22 protein-coding genes and 1 riboswitch are annotated in these 17820 nt (G+C 49.1%); of the genes, 9 read left to right on the top strand and 13 right to left on the bottom strand.

The window, feature by feature from the left end; translation table 11 throughout:
- Window positions 1–26: 26 nt before the first annotated feature.
- Together BLV33_RS30560 and BLV33_RS01945 are read right to left on the bottom strand one after the other, a co-directional pair.
- Entirely contained in the window at window positions 27–149 is a 123-nt protein-coding gene (locus tag BLV33_RS30560) for a nucleotidyltransferase domain-containing protein (protein WP_139305666.1), read from the bottom strand.
- A 26-nt stretch (window positions 150–175) separates the two neighbouring features.
- Entirely contained in the window at window positions 176–892 is a 717-nt protein-coding gene (locus BLV33_RS01945) for a class I SAM-dependent methyltransferase (protein ID WP_090787692.1), read from the bottom strand.
- A 157-nt stretch (window positions 893–1049) separates the two neighbouring features.
- On the opposite strand from BLV33_RS01945, the gene BLV33_RS01940 reads away from it, so the two are divergent.
- The 4 genes from BLV33_RS01940 (at window position 1050) to BLV33_RS01925 (ending at window position 3253) form a co-directional block, all read left to right on the top strand.
- Window positions 1050–1280: a hypothetical protein gene (locus BLV33_RS01940; RefSeq protein WP_090787689.1), complete on the top strand. Its 231-nt coding sequence runs from the start codon at window positions 1050–1052 to the stop codon at window positions 1278–1280.
- Window positions 1281–1456: 176 nt separating this feature from the next.
- Window positions 1457–1594, top strand: a riboswitch (cyclic di-AMP (ydaO/yuaA leader).
- A gap of 7 nt (window positions 1595–1601) precedes the next feature.
- Window positions 1602–2264 carry a CAP domain-containing protein gene (locus BLV33_RS01935; protein WP_253186936.1) on the top strand — a complete coding sequence of 221 codons (663 nt, stop codon included), beginning with the start codon at window positions 1602–1604 and terminating at the stop codon, window positions 2262–2264.
- Window positions 2265–2441: 177 nt separating this feature from the next.
- Entirely contained in the window at window positions 2442–2645 is a 204-nt protein-coding gene (locus BLV33_RS01930; protein WP_090787686.1) for a hypothetical protein, read from the top strand.
- 2 nt (window positions 2646–2647) lie between these two features.
- On the top strand, window positions 2648–3253 hold the full coding sequence (locus BLV33_RS01925) for a pentapeptide repeat-containing protein (protein WP_090787683.1): 606 nt from the start codon (window positions 2648–2650) through the stop codon (window positions 3251–3253).
- 16 nt (window positions 3254–3269) lie between these two features.
- Here the strand turns inward: BLV33_RS01925 and BLV33_RS01920 are convergent, their stop codons facing one another.
- Both BLV33_RS01920 and BLV33_RS01915 read right to left on the bottom strand, forming a co-directional pair.
- Window positions 3270–3683 (bottom strand): hypothetical protein, encoded by a 414-nt coding sequence (locus BLV33_RS01920; RefSeq protein ID WP_090787680.1) that lies wholly within the window; start codon window positions 3681–3683, stop codon window positions 3270–3272.
- Window positions 3684–3951: 268 nt separating this feature from the next.
- On the bottom strand, window positions 3952–4320 hold the full coding sequence (locus BLV33_RS01915) for a hypothetical protein (RefSeq protein WP_090787677.1): 369 nt from the start codon (window positions 4318–4320) through the stop codon (window positions 3952–3954).
- Between the two features lie 120 nt (window positions 4321–4440).
- Between BLV33_RS01915 and BLV33_RS01910 the strand changes: the two genes are divergently transcribed.
- From BLV33_RS01910 to BLV33_RS01900, 3 genes are all read left to right on the top strand, one after another.
- The gene (locus BLV33_RS01910) at window positions 4441–5274 is read left to right on the top strand and encodes a metallophosphoesterase family protein (protein ID WP_090787674.1); all 834 of its coding nucleotides are present in this window, start codon (window positions 4441–4443) and stop codon (window positions 5272–5274) included.
- A gap of 77 nt (window positions 5275–5351) precedes the next feature.
- Window positions 5352–6386, top strand: a complete 1035-nt coding sequence (locus tag BLV33_RS01905; protein WP_090787671.1) for a permease — start codon at window positions 5352–5354, stop codon at window positions 6384–6386.
- Window positions 6387–6436: 50 nt separating this feature from the next.
- Complete coding sequence (locus BLV33_RS01900) at window positions 6437–7468, top strand: TIGR03943 family putative permease subunit (RefSeq protein WP_090787667.1); 1032 nt, start codon at window positions 6437–6439, stop codon at window positions 7466–7468.
- 42 nt (window positions 7469–7510) lie between these two features.
- On the opposite strand, the gene BLV33_RS01895 is transcribed toward BLV33_RS01900, so the two are convergent.
- The 6 genes from BLV33_RS01895 to BLV33_RS01870 all read right to left on the bottom strand — a co-directional run bounded on the left by BLV33_RS01895 (window position 7511) and on the right by BLV33_RS01870 (window position 11972).
- Window positions 7511–8191: an SOS response-associated peptidase gene (locus BLV33_RS01895; protein ID WP_090787664.1), complete on the bottom strand. Its 681-nt coding sequence runs from the start codon at window positions 8189–8191 to the stop codon at window positions 7511–7513.
- A 25-nt stretch (window positions 8192–8216) separates the two neighbouring features.
- Window positions 8217–9176 (bottom strand): D-2-hydroxyacid dehydrogenase family protein, encoded by a 960-nt coding sequence (locus BLV33_RS01890; RefSeq protein WP_090787661.1) that lies wholly within the window; start codon window positions 9174–9176, stop codon window positions 8217–8219.
- The gene (locus BLV33_RS01885) at window positions 9173–9754 is read right to left on the bottom strand and encodes a pyridoxamine 5'-phosphate oxidase family protein (RefSeq protein ID WP_090787658.1); all 582 of its coding nucleotides are present in this window, start codon (window positions 9752–9754) and stop codon (window positions 9173–9175) included. The genes BLV33_RS01890 and BLV33_RS01885 overlap by 4 nt, the downstream gene beginning before the upstream one ends.
- Window positions 9755–9847: 93 nt before the next feature.
- Window positions 9848–10339, bottom strand: coding sequence for a YhjD family protein (locus BLV33_RS01880; RefSeq protein ID WP_090787655.1), 492 nt, complete (start codon window positions 10337–10339; stop codon window positions 9848–9850).
- Window positions 10336–11604, bottom strand: coding sequence for a DNA polymerase IV (locus BLV33_RS01875; protein ID WP_090787652.1), 1269 nt, complete (start codon window positions 11602–11604; stop codon window positions 10336–10338). The genes BLV33_RS01880 and BLV33_RS01875 overlap by 4 nt, the downstream gene beginning before the upstream one ends.
- Entirely contained in the window at window positions 11601–11972 is a 372-nt protein-coding gene (locus BLV33_RS01870) for a YhjD family protein (protein ID WP_090787649.1), read from the bottom strand. The genes BLV33_RS01875 and BLV33_RS01870 overlap by 4 nt, the downstream gene beginning before the upstream one ends.
- 192 nt (window positions 11973–12164) lie before the next feature.
- Between BLV33_RS01870 and BLV33_RS01865 the strand changes: the two genes are divergently transcribed.
- Both BLV33_RS01865 and greA read left to right on the top strand, forming a co-directional pair.
- Complete coding sequence (locus tag BLV33_RS01865; protein ID WP_090787646.1) at window positions 12165–13148, top strand: aldo/keto reductase; 984 nt, start codon at window positions 12165–12167, stop codon at window positions 13146–13148.
- 39 nt (window positions 13149–13187) lie between these two features.
- A complete protein-coding gene (gene greA, locus BLV33_RS01860) occupies window positions 13188–13667 on the top strand; it encodes a transcription elongation factor GreA (RefSeq protein ID WP_090787643.1) in 480 nt (159 codons plus the stop codon).
- Between the two features lie 102 nt (window positions 13668–13769).
- On the opposite strand, the gene BLV33_RS01855 is transcribed toward greA, so the two are convergent.
- From BLV33_RS01855 to recG, 3 genes are all read right to left on the bottom strand, one after another.
- Entirely contained in the window at window positions 13770–14060 is a 291-nt protein-coding gene (locus BLV33_RS01855; protein WP_090787641.1) for a stage VI sporulation protein F, read from the bottom strand.
- A gap of 104 nt (window positions 14061–14164) precedes the next feature.
- The gene (locus BLV33_RS01850) at window positions 14165–15355 is read right to left on the bottom strand and encodes an acyl-CoA dehydrogenase family protein (protein ID WP_090787638.1); all 1191 of its coding nucleotides are present in this window, start codon (window positions 15353–15355) and stop codon (window positions 14165–14167) included.
- Between the two features lie 413 nt (window positions 15356–15768).
- Window positions 15769–17820, bottom strand: a complete 2052-nt coding sequence (gene recG, locus BLV33_RS01845; RefSeq protein ID WP_090787635.1) for an ATP-dependent DNA helicase RecG — start codon at window positions 17818–17820, stop codon at window positions 15769–15771.

Below are 17820 nucleotides of genomic sequence, written 5' to 3'. Positions count from 1 at the left end.
TCCCATTCCCCAAAAAAAGCAATTGCTTAATCAAGGTCCTCTCTGAAAATGCAAATATCCATGTCCTTATGTGCTCTTGTCAATTCACCTATGGCTAAATCAATAGTCCATCCGCCAGCGATAAACCACGGTCTATTAAATGATTTCATTAACAACTCAATATGGTTGAGTTCTGCTATATTAATGATAAGTCACCTTCCTGAATCCGCCACCAAACACCTGTACACTCCGGTACAATGCTTGATTGTTCTTTAACAATCCGATCTCCTAACCAATCTCCAAAAAATTCACGACATAATTCCGCGGCTTGTTGGACGGAGTCAAAGTGATAATCTGTCCTAATTGCCTTATGGTTAAATTTATATGTATCTCTAAGCGTCTCATAATATTGATTCAAAAAATCAGGCGGTGTCGGTTCTTCATTTCCAGTGCCTAAGGTTTCTAAAATGATGATTGTCCCGTTCGGTCTTAAAACTCTATGGATTTCTTTCATGATGAGATGTAAATTTTCTTTCCATTCTTGATGATTGGAACTGCACAAATAACAAATACTCCATCCTGCCATGACAATGTCTATACTTTGATCTTCAAGCGGGAGTTGTCTTAAATCAGAAACCGACGTTTTCCAATTGGTTAATCCTCTTTGAGATAATTTGTTTGCCGTTACCTTAAGCATGTCTGCAGCAAAATCAACTGCCACCATGCTTTTAGATTGAGAAGCCACCATACAAGTTAATCTTCCGGTTCCAGCACCGATATCGGCAACGTCTTTATTGTTGAAATCAGCAATCTCAAATATTGTTGTAGATATGTTATTTAAATAGTCTTCCTTGGATACGAGTAAATCGTATTTTGTTGAAATGTATTCATAAATATCATCGTCTCTTAACAATTAAACAACCTCCAATTTTTAAATCATTCTCTAATTCTTTATTCTCGATTGCAAAGCCAAATACCTTTCGCCGCGTTCTTCAGTTTACTGTTTCAGACATCAACCACAGGGTTATATAATAAGTATATATTTATTGCAATTACGAGGAGGCAGCATTATGGAAATTAGAAATTCTTATAAATTGGAACCCATAACTGTGGTGGAACCTGTAACTGCTCCTCAATCCGTTAATAAATACGACTCGGATAAAAAGGAACAATCCCATCGTCATACGGATGAAACCAGCAAAAATAAATCATCCTGGAAATACTACAGCGTGACTCAAATCGTGCTTATGGAAACAAGTGTCCATGATCATCTTGGAAACCATATTAACCTATTTGTATAACCACCTTTGCAACAAAATATAGCAAAATAGAGTCTTTAGAACTGCTTGAACCTACAAGAGCAGTTTTTTTTGACGTTGTCCAGTCCAAATTGGCCCAATAAATTGGTAAAATTAGTACAAAGACATAAATAGGCAGACCATGTTAAAATTAGTAATCTCATGATCTATGAGAAATATCAACTAAGAGGCCGAAGCTTCATATGATGCGCGGGGAACCCATTGTTGTTTGGGGTGAAGCCATGATCCATGGCCGGGCGATTGCTCTTTGACCCGAACCCGTCAGCTAACCTCGCAGGCCGCAAAAAAGAGAGGATGGATTCAATGCGTTTCAGAAAGTCCGTTTTAACCGGTATTCTTGCACTAAGTACGATCATCGGAGCCGGAGCCGCTTCTGCTGCCTCGTATACGGTAAAAAGCAGTGATACCATGTCGCTCATTGCCAATCGCAATGGAATTAGCTTAAGCAGTCTTATTAAAGCTAATCCGCAGATATCCAACCCGAATAACATTTGGCCGGGATTGGTTCTAAACATCCCTGGAGCAAGCTATTCCCCTCCAAGCCCTCCGAAGTCTACGGGCAGTACCACACCGAAGTCAACGGGCAGTACCATATCTGTTTCCTCATATGCGAATCAAGTTGTTTCCTTGGTTAACAAAGAGCGTGCCAATGCAGGACTCAGTGCTTTATCTAGCGACAGCGCATTGTCGTCGATGGCTTTGGCAAAAGCCAAAGATATGTACAACAACAATTATTTCAGCCATACATCCCCTACCTACGGCTCTCCCTTTGCCATGATGACAGCATTTGGCATTAAATATAGCTATGCTGGCGAGAATATTGCCATGGGTCAAAGAACACCGCAGGAAGTTATGACTGCCTGGATGAACAGCGCAGGACATCGTCAAAACATTTTAAGTCCGAATTTCGCTAAAATTGGTGTTGCTTATTACAATGGCGAATGGGTACAGGAATTCACGAAATAAATAGGACAAGCCTTTTCAGGCTGGAAGCGAACAGGCTGTCGAGAAATCGGCAGTCTGTTTGATTTGTCGTGAAACCTTTTCGGCAATCATCACTTTTTCCCGTGATGGACAACGTATGAATGAGTGCGTATAATCGAAATCAATAGAAATTGAATCAAAGAAAGGATGATCCTATCTATGTTAAGCTATCTCAATGGTAAAGAAGCCACTATTTATTTCATTGACGGCCAACTTGTAAGCAGAGGTACGATTAAAGAGGCTGATGATAAGTTCCTGACCTACACAACCTCAATCGAGAGTCATATCATTCCTGTTTCTTCGATTAGAAACATTGTGTTAAACAGTGAAAACAAACCTGTTTCCCATAAAATAGGATTTTAGACGTGTTCCAGTACACGGACCAAACCTACGAAGAAGTCGACTTCAGCCAAGCAGATCAAAGAGATGGTGAGCTGCTTGGCTGTACGTTTGTAAAATGCCTGTTTCGTGGAACTCACTTGGAAGAAGTCACGACAAAGGGATGCAGCTTCATCGAATGTGATTTTACGGGAGCGATGTTTAATGCTTCCATTCATACGGGTTCGGCCTTTACCAATTGCCAATTTCAAGAGGCGAACCTGTTTGTCGCCAAATTTGACGAATGTAAAATGGTAGGCTCTGATTTCACAAAAGCCCAATTGGACGGTATTACGATCCGTGGCGGAGATTGGTCTTATACCAACCTAAGGTATGCCAATTTATCAAAACAGGATTTGCGCGGCATACGCCTGATAGAGGCTGACTTATATGAATGCAACCTGGAAAAAACAGACTTAAGATCTTCTGACCTCACACGTGCGCAGATGGCCAAAGTGAAGCTGCAAGGCGCGGATTTGCGCGGAGCCCTGCTTGATGGCATTGATTTTAAAGCTCTGGACATTAAAGGCGCACGACTGGACATCACACAAGCTGTCCTTTTGGCGAGATCGTTTGGAGCAAAGGTCGAATAGGCTAGAGCCCATTTTCTCAAGACAGGTGCCCTTCTTTCTTCTTCATGCATAGCCTATAGTAGGCTTTCAGAAGAGAGGAGAAATATACCGATGTCGCAAGAAAATCCACCAATTGAGGAAACAGAAACTGCTTTTGATGTGTTTCGGGCTGCTCAGCCGATGCATATGCAACCAGGTTTTCATGGCCAAGTCCCGTACGGTCACGGCCAGTATGGTCATTATACTCCTTATGGACACTATGGGCAGTATGGCCAATTTGGCCAATTTGGCGGTCACCCAGGATACCATTCTTTTGGGTTGCAACCCTGGCAGCAAGGCTACAACCCATGGATGCTTCATCAACCTTGGCAATATCATCATCAATATTATCCAATGCATGGCCATCATGTGCCTTATGGACATCAGCCGCGTGAATAATCGTTCCAACCAAACAAAGGCGCTTCTAATGAGGCGTCTTTTGTCTTTGATCATTCCTTTTGGTTTAAGAGTTTCTTGATCAATAGGGCTCCGCTTTTGATTAATATGAAGTCGCGGATCTCCAGCTTGTACTGCTCCTCCAAACTGAAGGTCACCTTACTTTTGCACAGTCTGGTACTCTTGTTTCGATAAGTATAGCTATTTACCCTTTCCCAATCCTGGACGTTAAAAGGCACCCTCAACACCGCCATCGTCATGTAATGTCATTACATTCATGCAAATTAATCCAATGCCATTACATGGCCATTGTTGCGTTGAATCATGGTTACGGCTTCATCGAAATCTTCGTCTCGGACTTTACCGGAAAGTACATATCTCAAGTCGTTTAGGTTCTCTCGCTTGTTGGTATCGAGATCCCCCACGATCGGTGTCGTATTCGTGATGGCGGCTCCAGCACCCGTATTTATAGCGCCAGACCCTCCCAAGGTCCCCTGTGCAACGGTAAAAGGCGCAATGAACCGTACTCCGTTTAGATGTTCATCACCCGTTTCACCAACCTCCAGCATATCGGCTGCAAGGGTTTGCAGTAAAATTTTTGCATCCTCAGCTTCACTTTCCGTGTTAAAATAAGCTTGAACAGGTCTAGTCATCCGTTTCCCCTCCTTTGCAAGAATGGCAGTACAAAGTCTCTTATACGTTCATTACCCATTAACTAGAAATTTTACACAGCAGACATCGCTTTTTTTAAAAAAACAAATTCGGGAGGAACCATGTCCAGTTTTGATCTGATTTCGGATATCCATCTTGACTTTTGGGTGACTCCCGGTTGGAATGCCTTCAAAAAGAAGAGCCTGGAAGAGTTTATTCAAAAGATTCTGCCTCCCCAGCCTTCTGCCGTCTTGATCATCGCTGGAGATATCGGTCATGATAACAAGCAAAATTACAAGCTGTTGAAGGCGCTTAAGGAGCATTACACTTACATCCTGCTGGTAGCCGGCAATCACGATTACTACATGCTGACTCCATCGATTCGATATAAGTTTGGTTTTAATTCCATGAACAGGCTGGATGATATGAAAAAAAGGATCAAATATCTCCCGAACGTTCTCTTTCTGGATGGAGATGTGGTGACGATTGACGGAACTCATTATGGCGGCTGCGGCATGTGGTACGATTTTCAGTATGCCATCCAAATTTTAAATTCGAATTATCCCGAGATTTATGAGCATTGGAAATCCGTTTCCAATGATGCTAAATTAACGCGCGGAAAGCCTCGCGACACCAAAGAGATGTTCTATGAAGAAAAAAGAAAGCTCGCTCGAATACTGCCCTATTCAGATGTGATTATCACTCACTTCTCACCCGATTGGAGCAGGTCTCCGCAAGTGGGCAAGCTGAGCAAAGCTACGAGCTATTATTATTTTGACGGAGCCCCATTCTTTCCATTGATCTCCAAAAAGATTTGGTGCTTTGGGCATATGCATCGGCGGATGGATTATGTGAATCACGACTGCCGCTTCGTCAATGCCTCTCTTGGCTATCCCCAGGAAAACGACGGTCAGTCCGAGAGAGCTGTGCAAATCAGGATTCCGCCGAAGTCATAAAGACGAAAGTTGTCCTATATACCTGCCTAAATTCATACGATATAATTGTTATGATTAACCATTGGGAGAACCTGCTCATGCCTATTCGTATATACCGTTTTGGACTCAATTTCATAGCCGCTGTTTGTTTTCTGCTTGTATTTTTTATCCTGGTCGATAAAGGTTTGCCGCAATTTTCCATCGCGAGCTCGGACTATTTGCATTCTTTTAAAACGATGTTCATCAGCATACTGCTCGAAGCCATCCCTTTTATCCTGCTCGGTGTGATCCTCTCTTCGCTGCTTCAGGTGTTTGTTTCCGAGCAAACGATCAGCCGCATCATTCCCAAAAACCCAATCCTCGGCATTTTGTTCGCTTGCGTGATGGGCATTATTTTCCCCATGTGCGAATGCGGCATGATTCCGGTAGTTCGGCGCCTGATTATGAAGGGCATGCCTGTTTACATCGCCATTGTCTTTATCTGTACCGGCCCGATCATTAACCCCATTGTCTATGCATCCACGTTTCTTGCGTTTCGTTCCCGCCCGGAAATCGCCTATTCCCGGATGGGTTTGGCCTTTGCTGTCGCTTTTGCGATCGGATTGATTTTATATCGTTATGTGAAAAAGAATCCGCTGCGCCAAAATAAGTCGAACCGCATTGAACCTCACAGCCACCATCACCATCATGAGCATCATGATCATGGCCATTCACACGGCGGCAGAGTAGCGACCTTTTTTGTTCATGCTTCCGATGAATTTTTCGAAATGGGCAAATATCTCATATTCGGTTCACTGATTACCGCAGGCATTCAGACCTTCCTGGCCCGAGATTTGTTGGTGGGCATCGGTCAGGGCCCATTAAGCTCACATCTATTCATGATGGGGTTCGGTTATGTGCTTTCGCTGTGCTCCACGTCGGATGCCTTTGTGGCTTCGTCTTTCACCAATACGTTTACCGCAGGCTCCCTGCTGACGTTTCTGGTGTTCGGTCCGATGCTCGATTTCAAAAACACCCTGATGCTTTTATCGATTTTTAAAACCCGATTCGTCCTGATTCTGTCGATACTCATAGCCATTACCGTGCTAAGCGGCTCCTTGATCGTTGAACGATTATTTTTCATGCAAGGATAAACGGCTACACCGTCCTAAAGGAAGAGCAAACTGTGAAGGGGATCAAACTCATGAGCGAAAACCGCTTCTTAAGTCTTCATTATTTCGTCCGCACCTTCATTCTGCTTGGCTTCTCGAGCTATATCGTGTTTTTGTCCAAATCCGGGGCGCTTGGTTATTATATCGCTCCGCGTATGATGATCTATGTTCAGGCTTCAGCCGTCGTGTTGTACATAGTGTCGTGTTATCAAGGGTACATGGCTTTGCGCGCCTATTGGGGAAATCGTGTGGTCTGCGATTGCGAGCATACGCCCTCGCGCTCCGTTATGCGAAACGGGATTGCCTACAGCCTGTTCATTTTGCCGCTGCTCGTTGGCTTTTTGCTGCCCAACACGGCCATGAGCAGTGCGCTCGCCGAGAAAAAAGGAATGAGCCTGACGGGTTCAAGCTCCAATCGAGTTGTTAGCTCAGCTGCTAAACCCGCTCCTACTCCCATACCTTCTTCTAGTCCTTCTCCCAGTCCTAACAGCGGACTAAGTGCCGCAGAAAGCTCCAAACCAACCGCTTCTCCAACTGCCGATCCCAATTTAGCTCAAGATCAAGCAGCCAAGTCCTCTTCCTCCACTAAAACCGAAGCTGAATTAGACAAGATGTTCAAGCCTGCGGACAAATGGGATGAAGAACTGGCCAGCCTGGCCAAAGAGCTTTACAAGAAGGACAAGATTGTCGTTAAACCGGAAATTTATTTGGAGGTTTTATCTGCGATTGATCTGTTCAAAGATCCTTTTATCGGCAAAAAAATCGAAATCAGCGGCTTTGTGTACCGTGAGAACGATTTAAAGGAAAATCAATTTGTCGTTGGAAGATTCGTCATGCAGTGCTGTTCAGCGGATGCCTCGCCATATGGGGTATTGATCGATTTCCCCACTGCCAAAAATTACGCAAAAGACACTTGGGTGACGGTTAGCGGCACCATCCAGAAAACAACCTATCACGACAATGAAATTTTCAAGATTCAGGCCAGTAAGGTGGAAAAAATTCCTACTCCCGAATCTGCTTACGTCTATCCGAATTTCGACCCGCTATCGGAAGTTAATAAATGACTATAAAAAAATCCCGTCCACTCTAACGTGGTACGGGATTTTTTATAAGAGCAGGGCAGCCTCCTCAACGCAAGCTTCATCATCATTACGCACATTGCCCACCCTGTCCGACACTGGATAAGCATACATCTCATCCGCCTCATACGGCCTCAGCAATGGAAGCAGAAAATCGGTCTGGGTAACCTGGCGATCCAGCCATATGGACTCCTCCTGCGGCCGTAAAATCACCGGCATGCGGTCATGGATCTCCGCCATCATTTCATTGGATCTTGTAGTTATAACCGTGCACGTTGAGATCTTGCTCCCATCCGGTGATGTCCAGGTATCGTAAAGCCCAGCCAAGCTGAATACCTCTTTGCTCCTCAGCAGGATCCGCATCGGCTGCTTCCCTTTATCTGTCCGTTTCCAGTCGTAGAAGGAGTCGGCGGGAATGAGGCATCTTTTGCGCTGAAGAGAGTTTCTGAATGCCGGTTTCTCTGCCAGTGTCTCCGCCCTCGCATTCAGCATCTTGTAGCCGATCCTCTCATCTCTCGCCCATTCGGGAATCAACCCCCAGCGCAGCTCCCCGAGTCGATTCCGCTCGCCGTCGTTGATCACGGCCATCACCATTTGTCCCGGAGCTACATTGTACCTGGGCATATGAGAAGGCATGATCGAACCGGAAACATCATAGCGCCGTAAGAGCTCGTCCAAAGTTACGATGATCGTATAACGCCCGCACATGCTCTATCCCCTCCATAATTTGGCATCAAGACAGCTTTCGAATCGGCGCCCCGGACAAGAAAGCTTGTATGTCTTCGACTGCGCCTTGATAAAAAGTATGATAATTCCCTTTCGATACATAACCAAGATGCGGTGTGGTCAGAACATTCTGCAAAGAGCGAAGAATATCATCTTCCGGCAGAGGCTCCATGTCATATACATCGATACCGGCCCCAGCGATCCAACCTTTTTGCAGAGCTTCAATGAAGGCGGCTTGATTGACAATCGGAGCACGAGATGTGTTGATGAGATACGCGGATGGGCGCATCTGTTGGAGCTCTGAGGTGCCTATGAGCCCCCTCGTCCGTTCGCTGAGCACAAGGTGGATGGAGACAAAATCCGAGCTTTTCAGCAGCTCCTCTTTCGACGCTGCCAATTGTACGCCTGCCTGATCCGTCCGATCCTTGGTTAAATTCTGGCTCCACGCCATCACTTCCATACCGAACGCCAAGCCGACACGAGCCACTCGGCTGCCGATCTTGCCGAGTCCCAGCAGCCCAAGCCGTTTGCCATGGAGATCCGTCCCGAGGGTAGATTGCCAAGGGCCATTATTTCGGAGTGCGTTGTTCTCCTGCACCAAATTGCGTGCAAGTCCTAGAATTAAGGCCCAAGTCAACTCTACTGTAGGCTCCGAGTTACCAGATGTGCCGCAAACGGTCACACCGTGCAAAGCTGCCGCTTCGAGATCGATAGATGCGTTCCACATGCCCGTCGTAACCAGCAGTTTCAAACGGGGTAAGCGTGCGAACAGTGCTGCACGAAAAGGAGTGCGTTCGCGCATGATCACAATGATTTCAAAATGGCTGAGCTTGCTAATCAATTCATCCTCATCCATAAAATGCCGGTTAAAGGATTCGATCTCCACCTGATCAGAGATAGAAGACCAGTCGGCTATGGTCAGGGCGACTTGTTGATAGTCATCGAGTACAGCGCAGCGGAGTTTCATGAGTGGCCTGCCTCTTTCGCCCCGGAGAATCTCTTGCCAAGGGGAGTCACTATGCCATCCATGCTTGTGGAATTTTTCTGCTGACGATAATCGATCAGACCCTGCTCGCCCTTCTGTGCAGCCCACTTCTGAAGCGTATCGCGTTCGCCCGTGTAGGAGTAGAAAGGCACGCTATACCCGCAGGATGTTTTCACCTCGTGGACATGAATGAAAATAATTTGCCTGGCGCCTGGAAGCAGATCAAAATGCTGAGCCAATTCATCCCACTCCGCCATGTCGGGCAGGATGACACGCCCAGTCCCATAGAGACGTAAAATCTCGGGAGGACCTTCCAATGCCATGAACATGATTGTAATTCTGCCATTATCCTCGATGTGCGCACTCGTTTCATTCCCACTGCCCGTCAAGTCCAGATAAGCGACTTCTGTCGGCGAAAAAATCCGCAGCACATCGTGCCCCTTCGGTGAAATGTTGATATGGCCCTCCGCATTTAGAGGCGCTGAGCCAACGAAAAAGATGTGCTGCTTTTTTATGAACGCTTCATGTTCGGGTAGAATAGCCGGAAAAGATTTTCCCATGTCCGATCTCCTTTATCATTTTTATTTAAGTTGATTACATGTTCGACAAGTCTTTGCCGATTTCCTACAAACCCGCCGAAAGCATTTGGCCGCCTAAGCCTTCCCCGCCTCCTGAAGAACGTCGACGAGGCTTTTCGCATACCTTCCAATCCGCACGCCGATCTCGGCGCGCATGAACTCCTTGGTCATGACAAACCGGGCCTCATGCCCGCGACACACATAGCGATAGATGAGCTCTGTATCATCCTTGGACTCCTCCATCACCTGAATATCTCTTTCGACGAGCACTTTTTTGGATTTTTGCGCATCCGCTCGTATTTGTTTAGCCAGTATTTTGGCGGCGCTGGAAAACAATACCTTCAGTGTTAAGGACGACATAGCCACTTCCCTGCTGTTCTTTTCAACAATGCTCAGGGCCATGGGCAGAATGATAGAGTCCCGCATCATCTCGATTTCTTGTTTCGTTACAGGCTCGGCAGCCCGGGCCCATGTGTTGTTCTGAATCGGCATCGATTGCTCTTTATGCTGCGGAAGCATCATGCGGCTGGACTCCCACAGCCCGTTGCCTTCGAGTTTCTTGGTCATTTATAATGCCCTCCGATCTTCTGTGCCCTCTCCTGGGCCTGCCCTGAAGCCGTTGCCGATGAAGCTCTGACGATAGCCCCGCTGCCGTAACGATCCTTGATGAGGTCCGTAGCCTTATCCAAAGCCCTGGACTTCACCTGATCCTCGAACAGCGTCAATTGATAGCCCAGATCATCCACCAGATTGCTGATCGTTACCCCTATGCGGCGCACCGGCATTTTATCCCAGTATCGGTAAAACAGCATTTTGGCCGCTTCAAAGACAGCGTTCGTGTTGTTGGTCGGATCAGGCATCTTCATTTGCCGCGAAAACCCCGTTGGCGCCTCATAAGGACTGCACATGCAGCTGATGGAAACCACCCAGCCCATGTACCCCTTGCGGCGGCAGTCTCGGCAAACCTCCTCGGTGAGCTCCAGCAAAATCGTCTCGACCTCACTGTTTTCCGTGTAATCCCTCGGCAGGGTCATCATATGGCCGATCGACTTGGGCGCTGCATTGAACGTCCCCGGAGTGACGGGAGAGTCATCCAGGCCGTTCGCCGTCCTCCACATCACCTCGGCATGAATATCGCTTTGCTTCCCGAAACGCGCCCGAAATCTTTCCTTCAACCGCGGCAGCGGCGTCCTCGCAATATCCCCGATCGTATACATGCCGAGCCGCGCAAAATGAGCCGTCATCCGCGATCCGACCCCGAACATTTTATTCACCGGCTGCTCCCACAGGGTAGATTCCACATCGGATTTGGGCAATGTAAAAATCCCGCTTTTATTCTTTTTCGCCCAGATGTCCGTTGCGATTTTGGCCAGAATTTTATTGGAGCTGATGCCGACTCTCACCCACACTCCCGTTTGCTGAAGAACCTTTCGCTGAATAGCGGCCGCAATCGTAACCGGGTCGCCATAGAAGGACAGACTTCCGGTTACATCGAGAAACTGCTCGTCGATCGAAAATATCTCGACAAGGTCGGTGAACTCCTTGTAGATTTGCGTGATCATAAGCGAAACATTAATATAATGCTGCATGCGGGGACGCATGATCACCAGCTCGGGGCACTTGATCAAGGCTTCGCCGAGCCGTTCGGCCGTGGTCACTCCAAATCTTTTGGCAATCGGGCACGCGGCTAAAATAATGCCTGAACGGCGCCTCGGATCACCGGCCACAGCTACAGGCTTGTTCTTGCATCCGGGATGCTCGGCCTTCTCCACACTTGCATAGAAGCTCTGGCAGTCCGCCAAAAATATAACCTTTTCGCCGGTTTCGCTCATCCTAACCGCCTCCGCAAGTTCATCAGCATCGTCATTAACTCTGCCTTGACCAAGCTCCTGAGCATATTGAAATGGTGGATGTAGCCGCGAACCTTGTACTCAACCTCAATCCCGAGCGCATTCATTTCCGTCTTCAGCACTCGAATGTCATAGGTCTTCATCTTGCTCTTAAGTCCTTGCAATTCCGGATAAATCGATCTCTCCACTTCCCTCAAATAAAAAATGACATGATTAAACACAATCTTGTCCTGATTTATTTGCAATTCATCAATATCTCTAGCCAGCATATCCAGTAAAATGGGCAGCAACGTGTATTCCTTGACGATTTGAATATCCTCTTCTGTTTCGATCCTTGGATTAACACTCATAATCTCCACCACCACAATAAAAATACGAACGTGTATTCGTATTTTATATTATACAACGAAGACGTATTCTTTATGCAAGTGAATTTTTCTGGGAATGATTGTGGGATGATTTCGCCATGGGCAAAGCTTTAGTTTAGCCGGAACTTGCGCTATGATGGAAGGATAAAACTATTGGAAAGAAGGCGTACAAAGATGGATTATACCAAACTCGGCTCTACCGGTCTGGATGTTTCCCGGCTTTGCCTGGGTTGCATGAGCTATGGAATTCCGGAGCGAGGTGCTCACCCTTGGTCACTAAACGAAGAGCAGAGCCGCCCCTTCATTCAAAAAGCTCTTGATCTCGGCATTAACTTCTTCGATACAGCGAACGTTTACTCCGACGGTACCAGCGAGGAGATTGTCGGCCGCGCTCTGAAGGATTTCGCCAAGCGGGATGAAGTAGTCATAGCAACCAAGGTCCACGGCCGCATGCGGCCCGGTCCTAATGGCGCGGGACTCTCACGCAAGGTGATTATGAGCGAGATTGATCACAGCCTGAAGCGGCTGGGCACCGATTATGTGGATCTGTATCAGATCCATCGCTGGGACAATGATACGCCGATCGAAGAGACGATGGAGGCGCTGCATGACGTCGTCAAGGCCGGCAAGGCTCGTTACATAGGAGCTTCCTCCATGTACGCCTGGCAGTTCCTCAAGGCGCTGCATACGGCGGAGCGTCATGGATGGACGCGGTTCGTGTCCATGCAGAATTATTTGAACCTGCTGTACCGGGAGGAAGAGCGCGAGATGCTGCCGCTTTGCGAAGCGGAGAAGATTGGGATGATCCCGTGGAGCCCCCTTGCGCGCGGACGGCTGACCCGTGACTGGGACGAAGCTACGTCCCGTTCGGAAACCGACTCATTCGGCAAGCAGCTCTATGATTCAACCGCTGCTGCGGACCGCAAGGTGGTCGATCAGGTGGCAGCGGTAGCGGCTGAGCGAGGCGTACCTCGTGCGCAGATTGCGCTGGCCTGGGTGCTGCAGAAGAAACCGGTCACCGCACCGATCGTCGGCGCAACCAAGCCGCATCACCTGGAGGATGCCGCAGCCGCTCTTTCCATCAAGCTGACGCCCGAGGAAATAACGCGTCTCGAGGATCCCTATGTCCCCCACCGGGTCACGGGCGGCTTGAACTAGCATAGAAATAAAGAAACCGACCGAATAGGAGCTATAAATATGTCAAAAGATGAAGTTATTGTAACCAAAGAGGGGTTAGCTCAACTAGAAGCCGAGCTGGATGATCTGAAATATGTGAAGCGCAAAGAATTAGCCGCTCGCATTAAATTAGCCATCAGCTATGGGGATTTAAAGGAAAACAGTGAATACCATTCGGCCAAAAACGATCAGTCCTTCATGGAAACCAGAATTATCATCCTGGAAAAACTTTTAAATAAAGCAAAAGTCGTCGATTCTGAGAGTTTGGATCCTTCCATCGTTAATATTGGTTCCAGTGTCATCCTGAATGATATTGAATTTTCCGATAAATTGGAGTATCAAATTGTCGGTCCTTCCGAAGCGAATGTGTCAGAAAATAAAATATCCTATGAGAGCCCATTAGGCAAGGAACTCATAGGAAAAAAAGTAGGCACCATCATCAGTGTCGACGCACCGATGGGAATCATTAAATATGAACTGCTTGAGATCAAAGCCACGTAATTCTAGCTAGTAGTACCCCTATGAGCAAAAACGCCGTGTCCCGGAGTCATATACCCCGAGGAAACGGCGTTTCTATTTGACAACTTCTTTTGGCCGTTAACGTTAACGGAACATGTTCCACAGCTTGATTTTATGAAACGGATTGGCTGGATCGATGTGCTGCGAAATCACGAAGTCGACAATCGTTTCAGCTTGGGCAGCTGTCAGCTTTTCGCCAAGTGCATGGGATACTTTCCCCACCAATCGGATAGCCTCCGCCCTGTTCTGCAAATCTCCGGCTGTAACGTCATGTACCAGCAATTTGACTCGTTCCTTGGTCTGCTTGTTTTTCATTTTGATCTTCACGCGCTCCACCCATACGGGATCTATGCCGTATTTTTCATAAACCTTCATCCTGCACCTCCAGGCACGTCATAGTTTAGTCTATGAACCGTATCCCGAAAGCTTGACGAAAAATTCCTCCATAGGCAAGAGACGAGACTGATCCGTGAGGATGCTTAAGTAAAAGATAACGCCTGCTGAGCCAGCAACCTATAGGTGACATCGTCCATAGGCGGATTATGAAGCCCCGCTCTAACATCCCTATAATACCGTTCAAGCGGCAGAGAACGAAAAAGCGAACTGCCTCCGACGATACGCATCGCGCGATCGACAATCTGAATAGCGGAATTGGTGGCAAGCGTTTTCGCTGCAGCCAGCTGAGGGGCCAGCTTTTGGGTTGGAAGCCCCTTTTGCATATGGGCATCCCATCTCTCGGCGACATGGTAGAGCAGCGTGCGCGCAGTAAACAAATCCAGCTCCATTCTTCCGATTTGATCCTGGATAAGCGGCAGCTCCGCTATAGGTCCGGGCAGTGAATCGGGCTGAAAGGACGCAGCATAACGAACCGCAAACCGGCTGGCCGCATTGGCAATGCCCAAGTAACAAGCGGGGATATGCAGCAACCAACCACTGCTATTGGAGTTCCGTAACGATTTTTCACCGGGCTTCACGTGTTCGGCCAGCGACTCTGCTGGTACTTTTACCTGCTCAAGCAGCAGATCATGGCTGCCTGTAGCACGCATCCCAAGACTGTCCCAGGTTTCTTTCACGGAGAGGCCGGGGGTTCCGCGGGGAATCAGGAAAAAACCGGTACCCTCTTCATTCTCAATCGAAGCCGTCACATGAAACCACTCCAAAACCGGCGACATGGTCGTCCACGTCTTATGTCCATTGATCTCCCAGGAGCCGTCAGCGCATCGTTTTGCGCTCGTTTTCGGCTTTCCGCCCCGGCTTGGGCTGCCGCTTTGCGGTTCGGTGAGACAGCTATTGATCGTTGCGCCGGATTGAACCACACTGTGAAAAACATGTTCCAGCAAAGAATCCGTCCAGGGACGCGTTATGGCTAAACTCATGATCACACCCATATGCCATCCAATAGCCAAAGCAGTAGAAGCATCACCTTCCGCCAACCGTTCCTGAACAAGCATCAATTGGTATAGGGAAATGCCCTGTCCGCCATATGCCTCGGGCACCGTCAGCTTTAAATAACCTGCTTCGTGAAGACGCTCGATATTGAGCGTAGAAAATTCCCCTTCCCGGTCCTGCTGCGCGGCCCGCTTTGCAAACTCATCCGCCAATGCGGCAGCCATATCGACCAGATGTTGATCTTCTTCATTGCGGATAAAGGGATCTGCGTATATGTCCATTGCTAAGCACCTCAATCTTCGGAATGTTCAATCCCATAATAACATTGAAACCAAGGTTGCTCAAAAGTTGAATTCTTCTATTAAACGAAAATGAACCGCTTCCCTGCCTTTTCAGACTTTTGAGACGGTCATTAGGGAGGGAATGACTAGAGGACGCAATCTAATTCTTAACTGAGGCGATATCAAGGCTGTATGGATTAGGATGTAAAATGCGGCTTGCAGCGCTGGTTTTCCTCGGCTTCCCTTTCGAGAGCACCAAATAAGCCGTAAAATGCGGGTTAAAAACTGCGGCTCAGCTTTTTTGACCGCTATAAGCCGCAAAATACGGCTTAATGCTAAGCGTCTTAAGTTTATGCTAAGCAGCCCCCATCCGTCCCCGTCCCGGCCATGCAGCCCCCATGGCTGGCGACGCGCTAATCCAGCACGTCGCTGTCAAACACCTGCTCGCGCTGCAAATATTGCCGCAGCGCCCCAAACCCAGCCCCCGTCCAGAAGGCCGGGTCAGCCACAAGCTCCGCCGCATCGTCGCGGGCTTCCTCCATGGTCTCAAAATCGACCATCATGTCCGCGATGCGGAAGTCCGGCAGGCCGCTCTGCTTCGTCCCGAAGAAGTCGCCCGGCCCGCGCAGCTCGAGATCGCGCCTCGCGATCTCAAACCCGTCGGTCGTCTCGACCATCGCTTTCATGCGCTCCTTGCCGACCTCGGTCTTCGGGTCGGCGATGAGCACGCAGAAAGACTGCTGCTCACCGCGGCCGACCCGGCCTCGCAGCTGGTGCAGCTGCGAAAGCCCAAACCGGTCGGCGTCGTACACGACCATCAGCGATGCATTCGGCACGTCTACGCCGACCTCAATGACCGTGGTCGACACGAGCGTCTCGACGCTGCCTTCCTTAAAGCCTTGCATGACCGCGTCCTTCTCCTGTGCGGTCATGCGCCCGTGCAGGAGCCCCACCCGCATCTGCGGGAAGTGCTGCTGCAGCTGGATGTGCACGTCGATCGCGTTCTGCACGTCGAGCTTCTCCGACTCCTCAATCAGCGGACAAATGACGTAAGCCTGGCCGCCGCCGTCCACTTCCTTGCGGATGAAGCCGAGCACGCGCTCCAGCATAGAATGCCGAACCCAGAACGTCTGGACCGGCTTGCGCCCTTTGGGCATCTCGCGCAGCGTGGAGACGTCCATATCGCCGAAGGCGGTGATCGCCAGCGTGCGCGGAATCGGCGTGGCCGTCATCGTCAGCACGTCGGGATTCATGCCCTTGCGCCGCAAAATGCTGCGCTGGTTCACCCCGAAGCGATGCTGCTCATCCGTCACGACGAGTCCGAGCTGGCGGAAGTACACATCCTCCTGAATCAAGGCATGGGTGCCGACGATCAGGTCGATGAGGCCCATCTGCAGCGAAGCCAGAATGTCCCGCCTCTGGCGGTCTGTCGAGCTGCCGGTTAGCAGGGCAACCTGCACGCCGTAAGGCTCGAACAGCTTGTCGAGCGAGCGCTTATGCTGCTCAGCCAGAATTTCCGTGGGCACCATCAGCGACCCCTGGTTGCCGGCCTTGACTGCAGCGTAAAGCGCGACCGCCGCTACGACCGTTTTACCCGAGCCAACATCGCCTTGCAGCAGCCGATTCATGCAGTAGGGCTCTTGCATGTCGTGCAAAATCTCGGCGATGACCTTCTTTTGCGATTCGGTCAGCCGAAAAGGCAGCGACCGCACGAATTCACGGACAGCCGGGAGATCGACGCGCTGCGCCAGTCCGTCCGCACGGCTGCGGGTGAGTGCCCGGTAAGCCTGCAGCTTGAGCTGGAACAGGAACAGCTCTTCATATACCATGCGGCGCCGGGCTTTCTGGCCCTCCGCCACATCGCCCGGCAAGTGGATAATCGATAAGGCTTTTCCTCTGGACATCAACCCATACTTATGAATTAGCGCTTCCGGCAGCAATTCATGAATCATGGCCCCGTACTGCGTCAGCGCCTGTTTGATCACTTTACGCAGCCATTTTTGCGTGATCGAGCCTGCCACCGAATAAACCGGCTGTACGGTGCCCGTCTTTACAGCCCCGGGACCCGGAAATTCCGAGTCTGACACGGTGAGCTGCATTCGTCTTCCGTCCCACTTGCCGGTAAGCAGAATCTCCTGCTGTACCTGCAGCTTATCCTTCAAGAATGGCCGATTAAACCAAACAGCTGTTATCAGGAAGGGTTCCGCCATCACCTTGCAGGACAGCCTGGACTTTCCACCGTATCGCTGAAGCACGGGTTCTCCCAGGATCGTTCCTTGAATGGTGATGCGATCCCCATCTTTGACGCCGGCGAGGTCACGAAGGGTATAATCCTCATAACGAAACGGCACATATTCCAATAGCTCCGCGACAGTAAAAATGCCCATGGAGTTCAGCTCTTCTGCCTTCTGGGCGCCGACTCCATGGACCTCTTTAACAGGAATCCGTCGTTGCAAATCCATCAT

It is taken from the genome of Paenibacillus sp. GP183, from assembly GCF_900104695.1.
In the GTDB taxonomy this organism is placed as follows: Bacteria; Bacillota; Bacilli; order Paenibacillales; family NBRC-103111; genus Paenibacillus_AI.
This window is presented reverse-complemented; position numbering and strand designations above follow the sequence as displayed.

Excerpts from the sequence above, each read along its gene's own strand:
- BLV33_RS30560 (WP_139305666.1), bottom strand. The coding sequence starts at position 149 with ATGAAATCATTTAATAGACCGTGGTTTATCGCTGGCGGATGGACTATT.
- BLV33_RS01940 (WP_090787689.1), top strand. The coding sequence starts at position 1,050 with ATGGAAATTAGAAATTCTTATAAATTGGAACCCATAACTGTGGTGGAA.
- BLV33_RS01935 (WP_253186936.1), top strand. The coding sequence starts at position 1,602 with ATGCGTTTCAGAAAGTCCGTTTTAACCGGTATTCTTGCACTAAGTACG.
- BLV33_RS01930 (WP_090787686.1), top strand. The coding sequence starts at position 2,442 with ATGTTAAGCTATCTCAATGGTAAAGAAGCCACTATTTATTTCATTGAC.
- BLV33_RS01915 (WP_090787677.1), bottom strand. The coding sequence starts at position 4,320 with ATGACTAGACCTGTTCAAGCTTATTTTAACACGGAAAGTGAAGCTGAG.
- BLV33_RS01910 (WP_090787674.1), top strand. The coding sequence starts at position 4,441 with ATGTCCAGTTTTGATCTGATTTCGGATATCCATCTTGACTTTTGGGTG.
- BLV33_RS01905 (WP_090787671.1), top strand. The coding sequence starts at position 5,352 with ATGCCTATTCGTATATACCGTTTTGGACTCAATTTCATAGCCGCTGTT.
- BLV33_RS01900 (WP_090787667.1), top strand. The coding sequence starts at position 6,437 with ATGAGCGAAAACCGCTTCTTAAGTCTTCATTATTTCGTCCGCACCTTC.
- BLV33_RS01895 (WP_090787664.1), bottom strand. The coding sequence starts at position 8,191 with ATGTGCGGGCGTTATACGATCATCGTAACTTTGGACGAGCTCTTACGG.
- BLV33_RS01890 (WP_090787661.1), bottom strand. The coding sequence starts at position 9,176 with ATGAAACTCCGCTGCGCTGTACTCGATGACTATCAACAAGTCGCCCTG.
- BLV33_RS01885 (WP_090787658.1), bottom strand. The coding sequence starts at position 9,754 with ATGGGAAAATCTTTTCCGGCTATTCTACCCGAACATGAAGCGTTCATA.
- BLV33_RS01880 (WP_090787655.1), bottom strand. The coding sequence starts at position 10,339 with ATGACCAAGAAACTCGAAGGCAACGGGCTGTGGGAGTCCAGCCGCATG.
- BLV33_RS01875 (WP_090787652.1), bottom strand. The coding sequence starts at position 11,604 with ATGAGCGAAACCGGCGAAAAGGTTATATTTTTGGCGGACTGCCAGAGC.
- BLV33_RS01870 (WP_090787649.1), bottom strand. The coding sequence starts at position 11,972 with ATGAGTGTTAATCCAAGGATCGAAACAGAAGAGGATATTCAAATCGTC.
- BLV33_RS01865 (WP_090787646.1), top strand. The coding sequence starts at position 12,165 with ATGGATTATACCAAACTCGGCTCTACCGGTCTGGATGTTTCCCGGCTT.
- greA (WP_090787643.1), top strand. The coding sequence starts at position 13,188 with ATGTCAAAAGATGAAGTTATTGTAACCAAAGAGGGGTTAGCTCAACTA.
- BLV33_RS01855 (WP_090787641.1), bottom strand. The coding sequence starts at position 14,060 with ATGAAGGTTTATGAAAAATACGGCATAGATCCCGTATGGGTGGAGCGC.
- BLV33_RS01850 (WP_090787638.1), bottom strand. The coding sequence starts at position 15,355 with ATGGACATATACGCAGATCCCTTTATCCGCAATGAAGAAGATCAACAT.
- recG (WP_090787635.1), bottom strand. The coding sequence starts at position 17,820 with ATGATGGATTTGCAACGACGGATTCCTGTTAAAGAGGTCCATGGAGTC.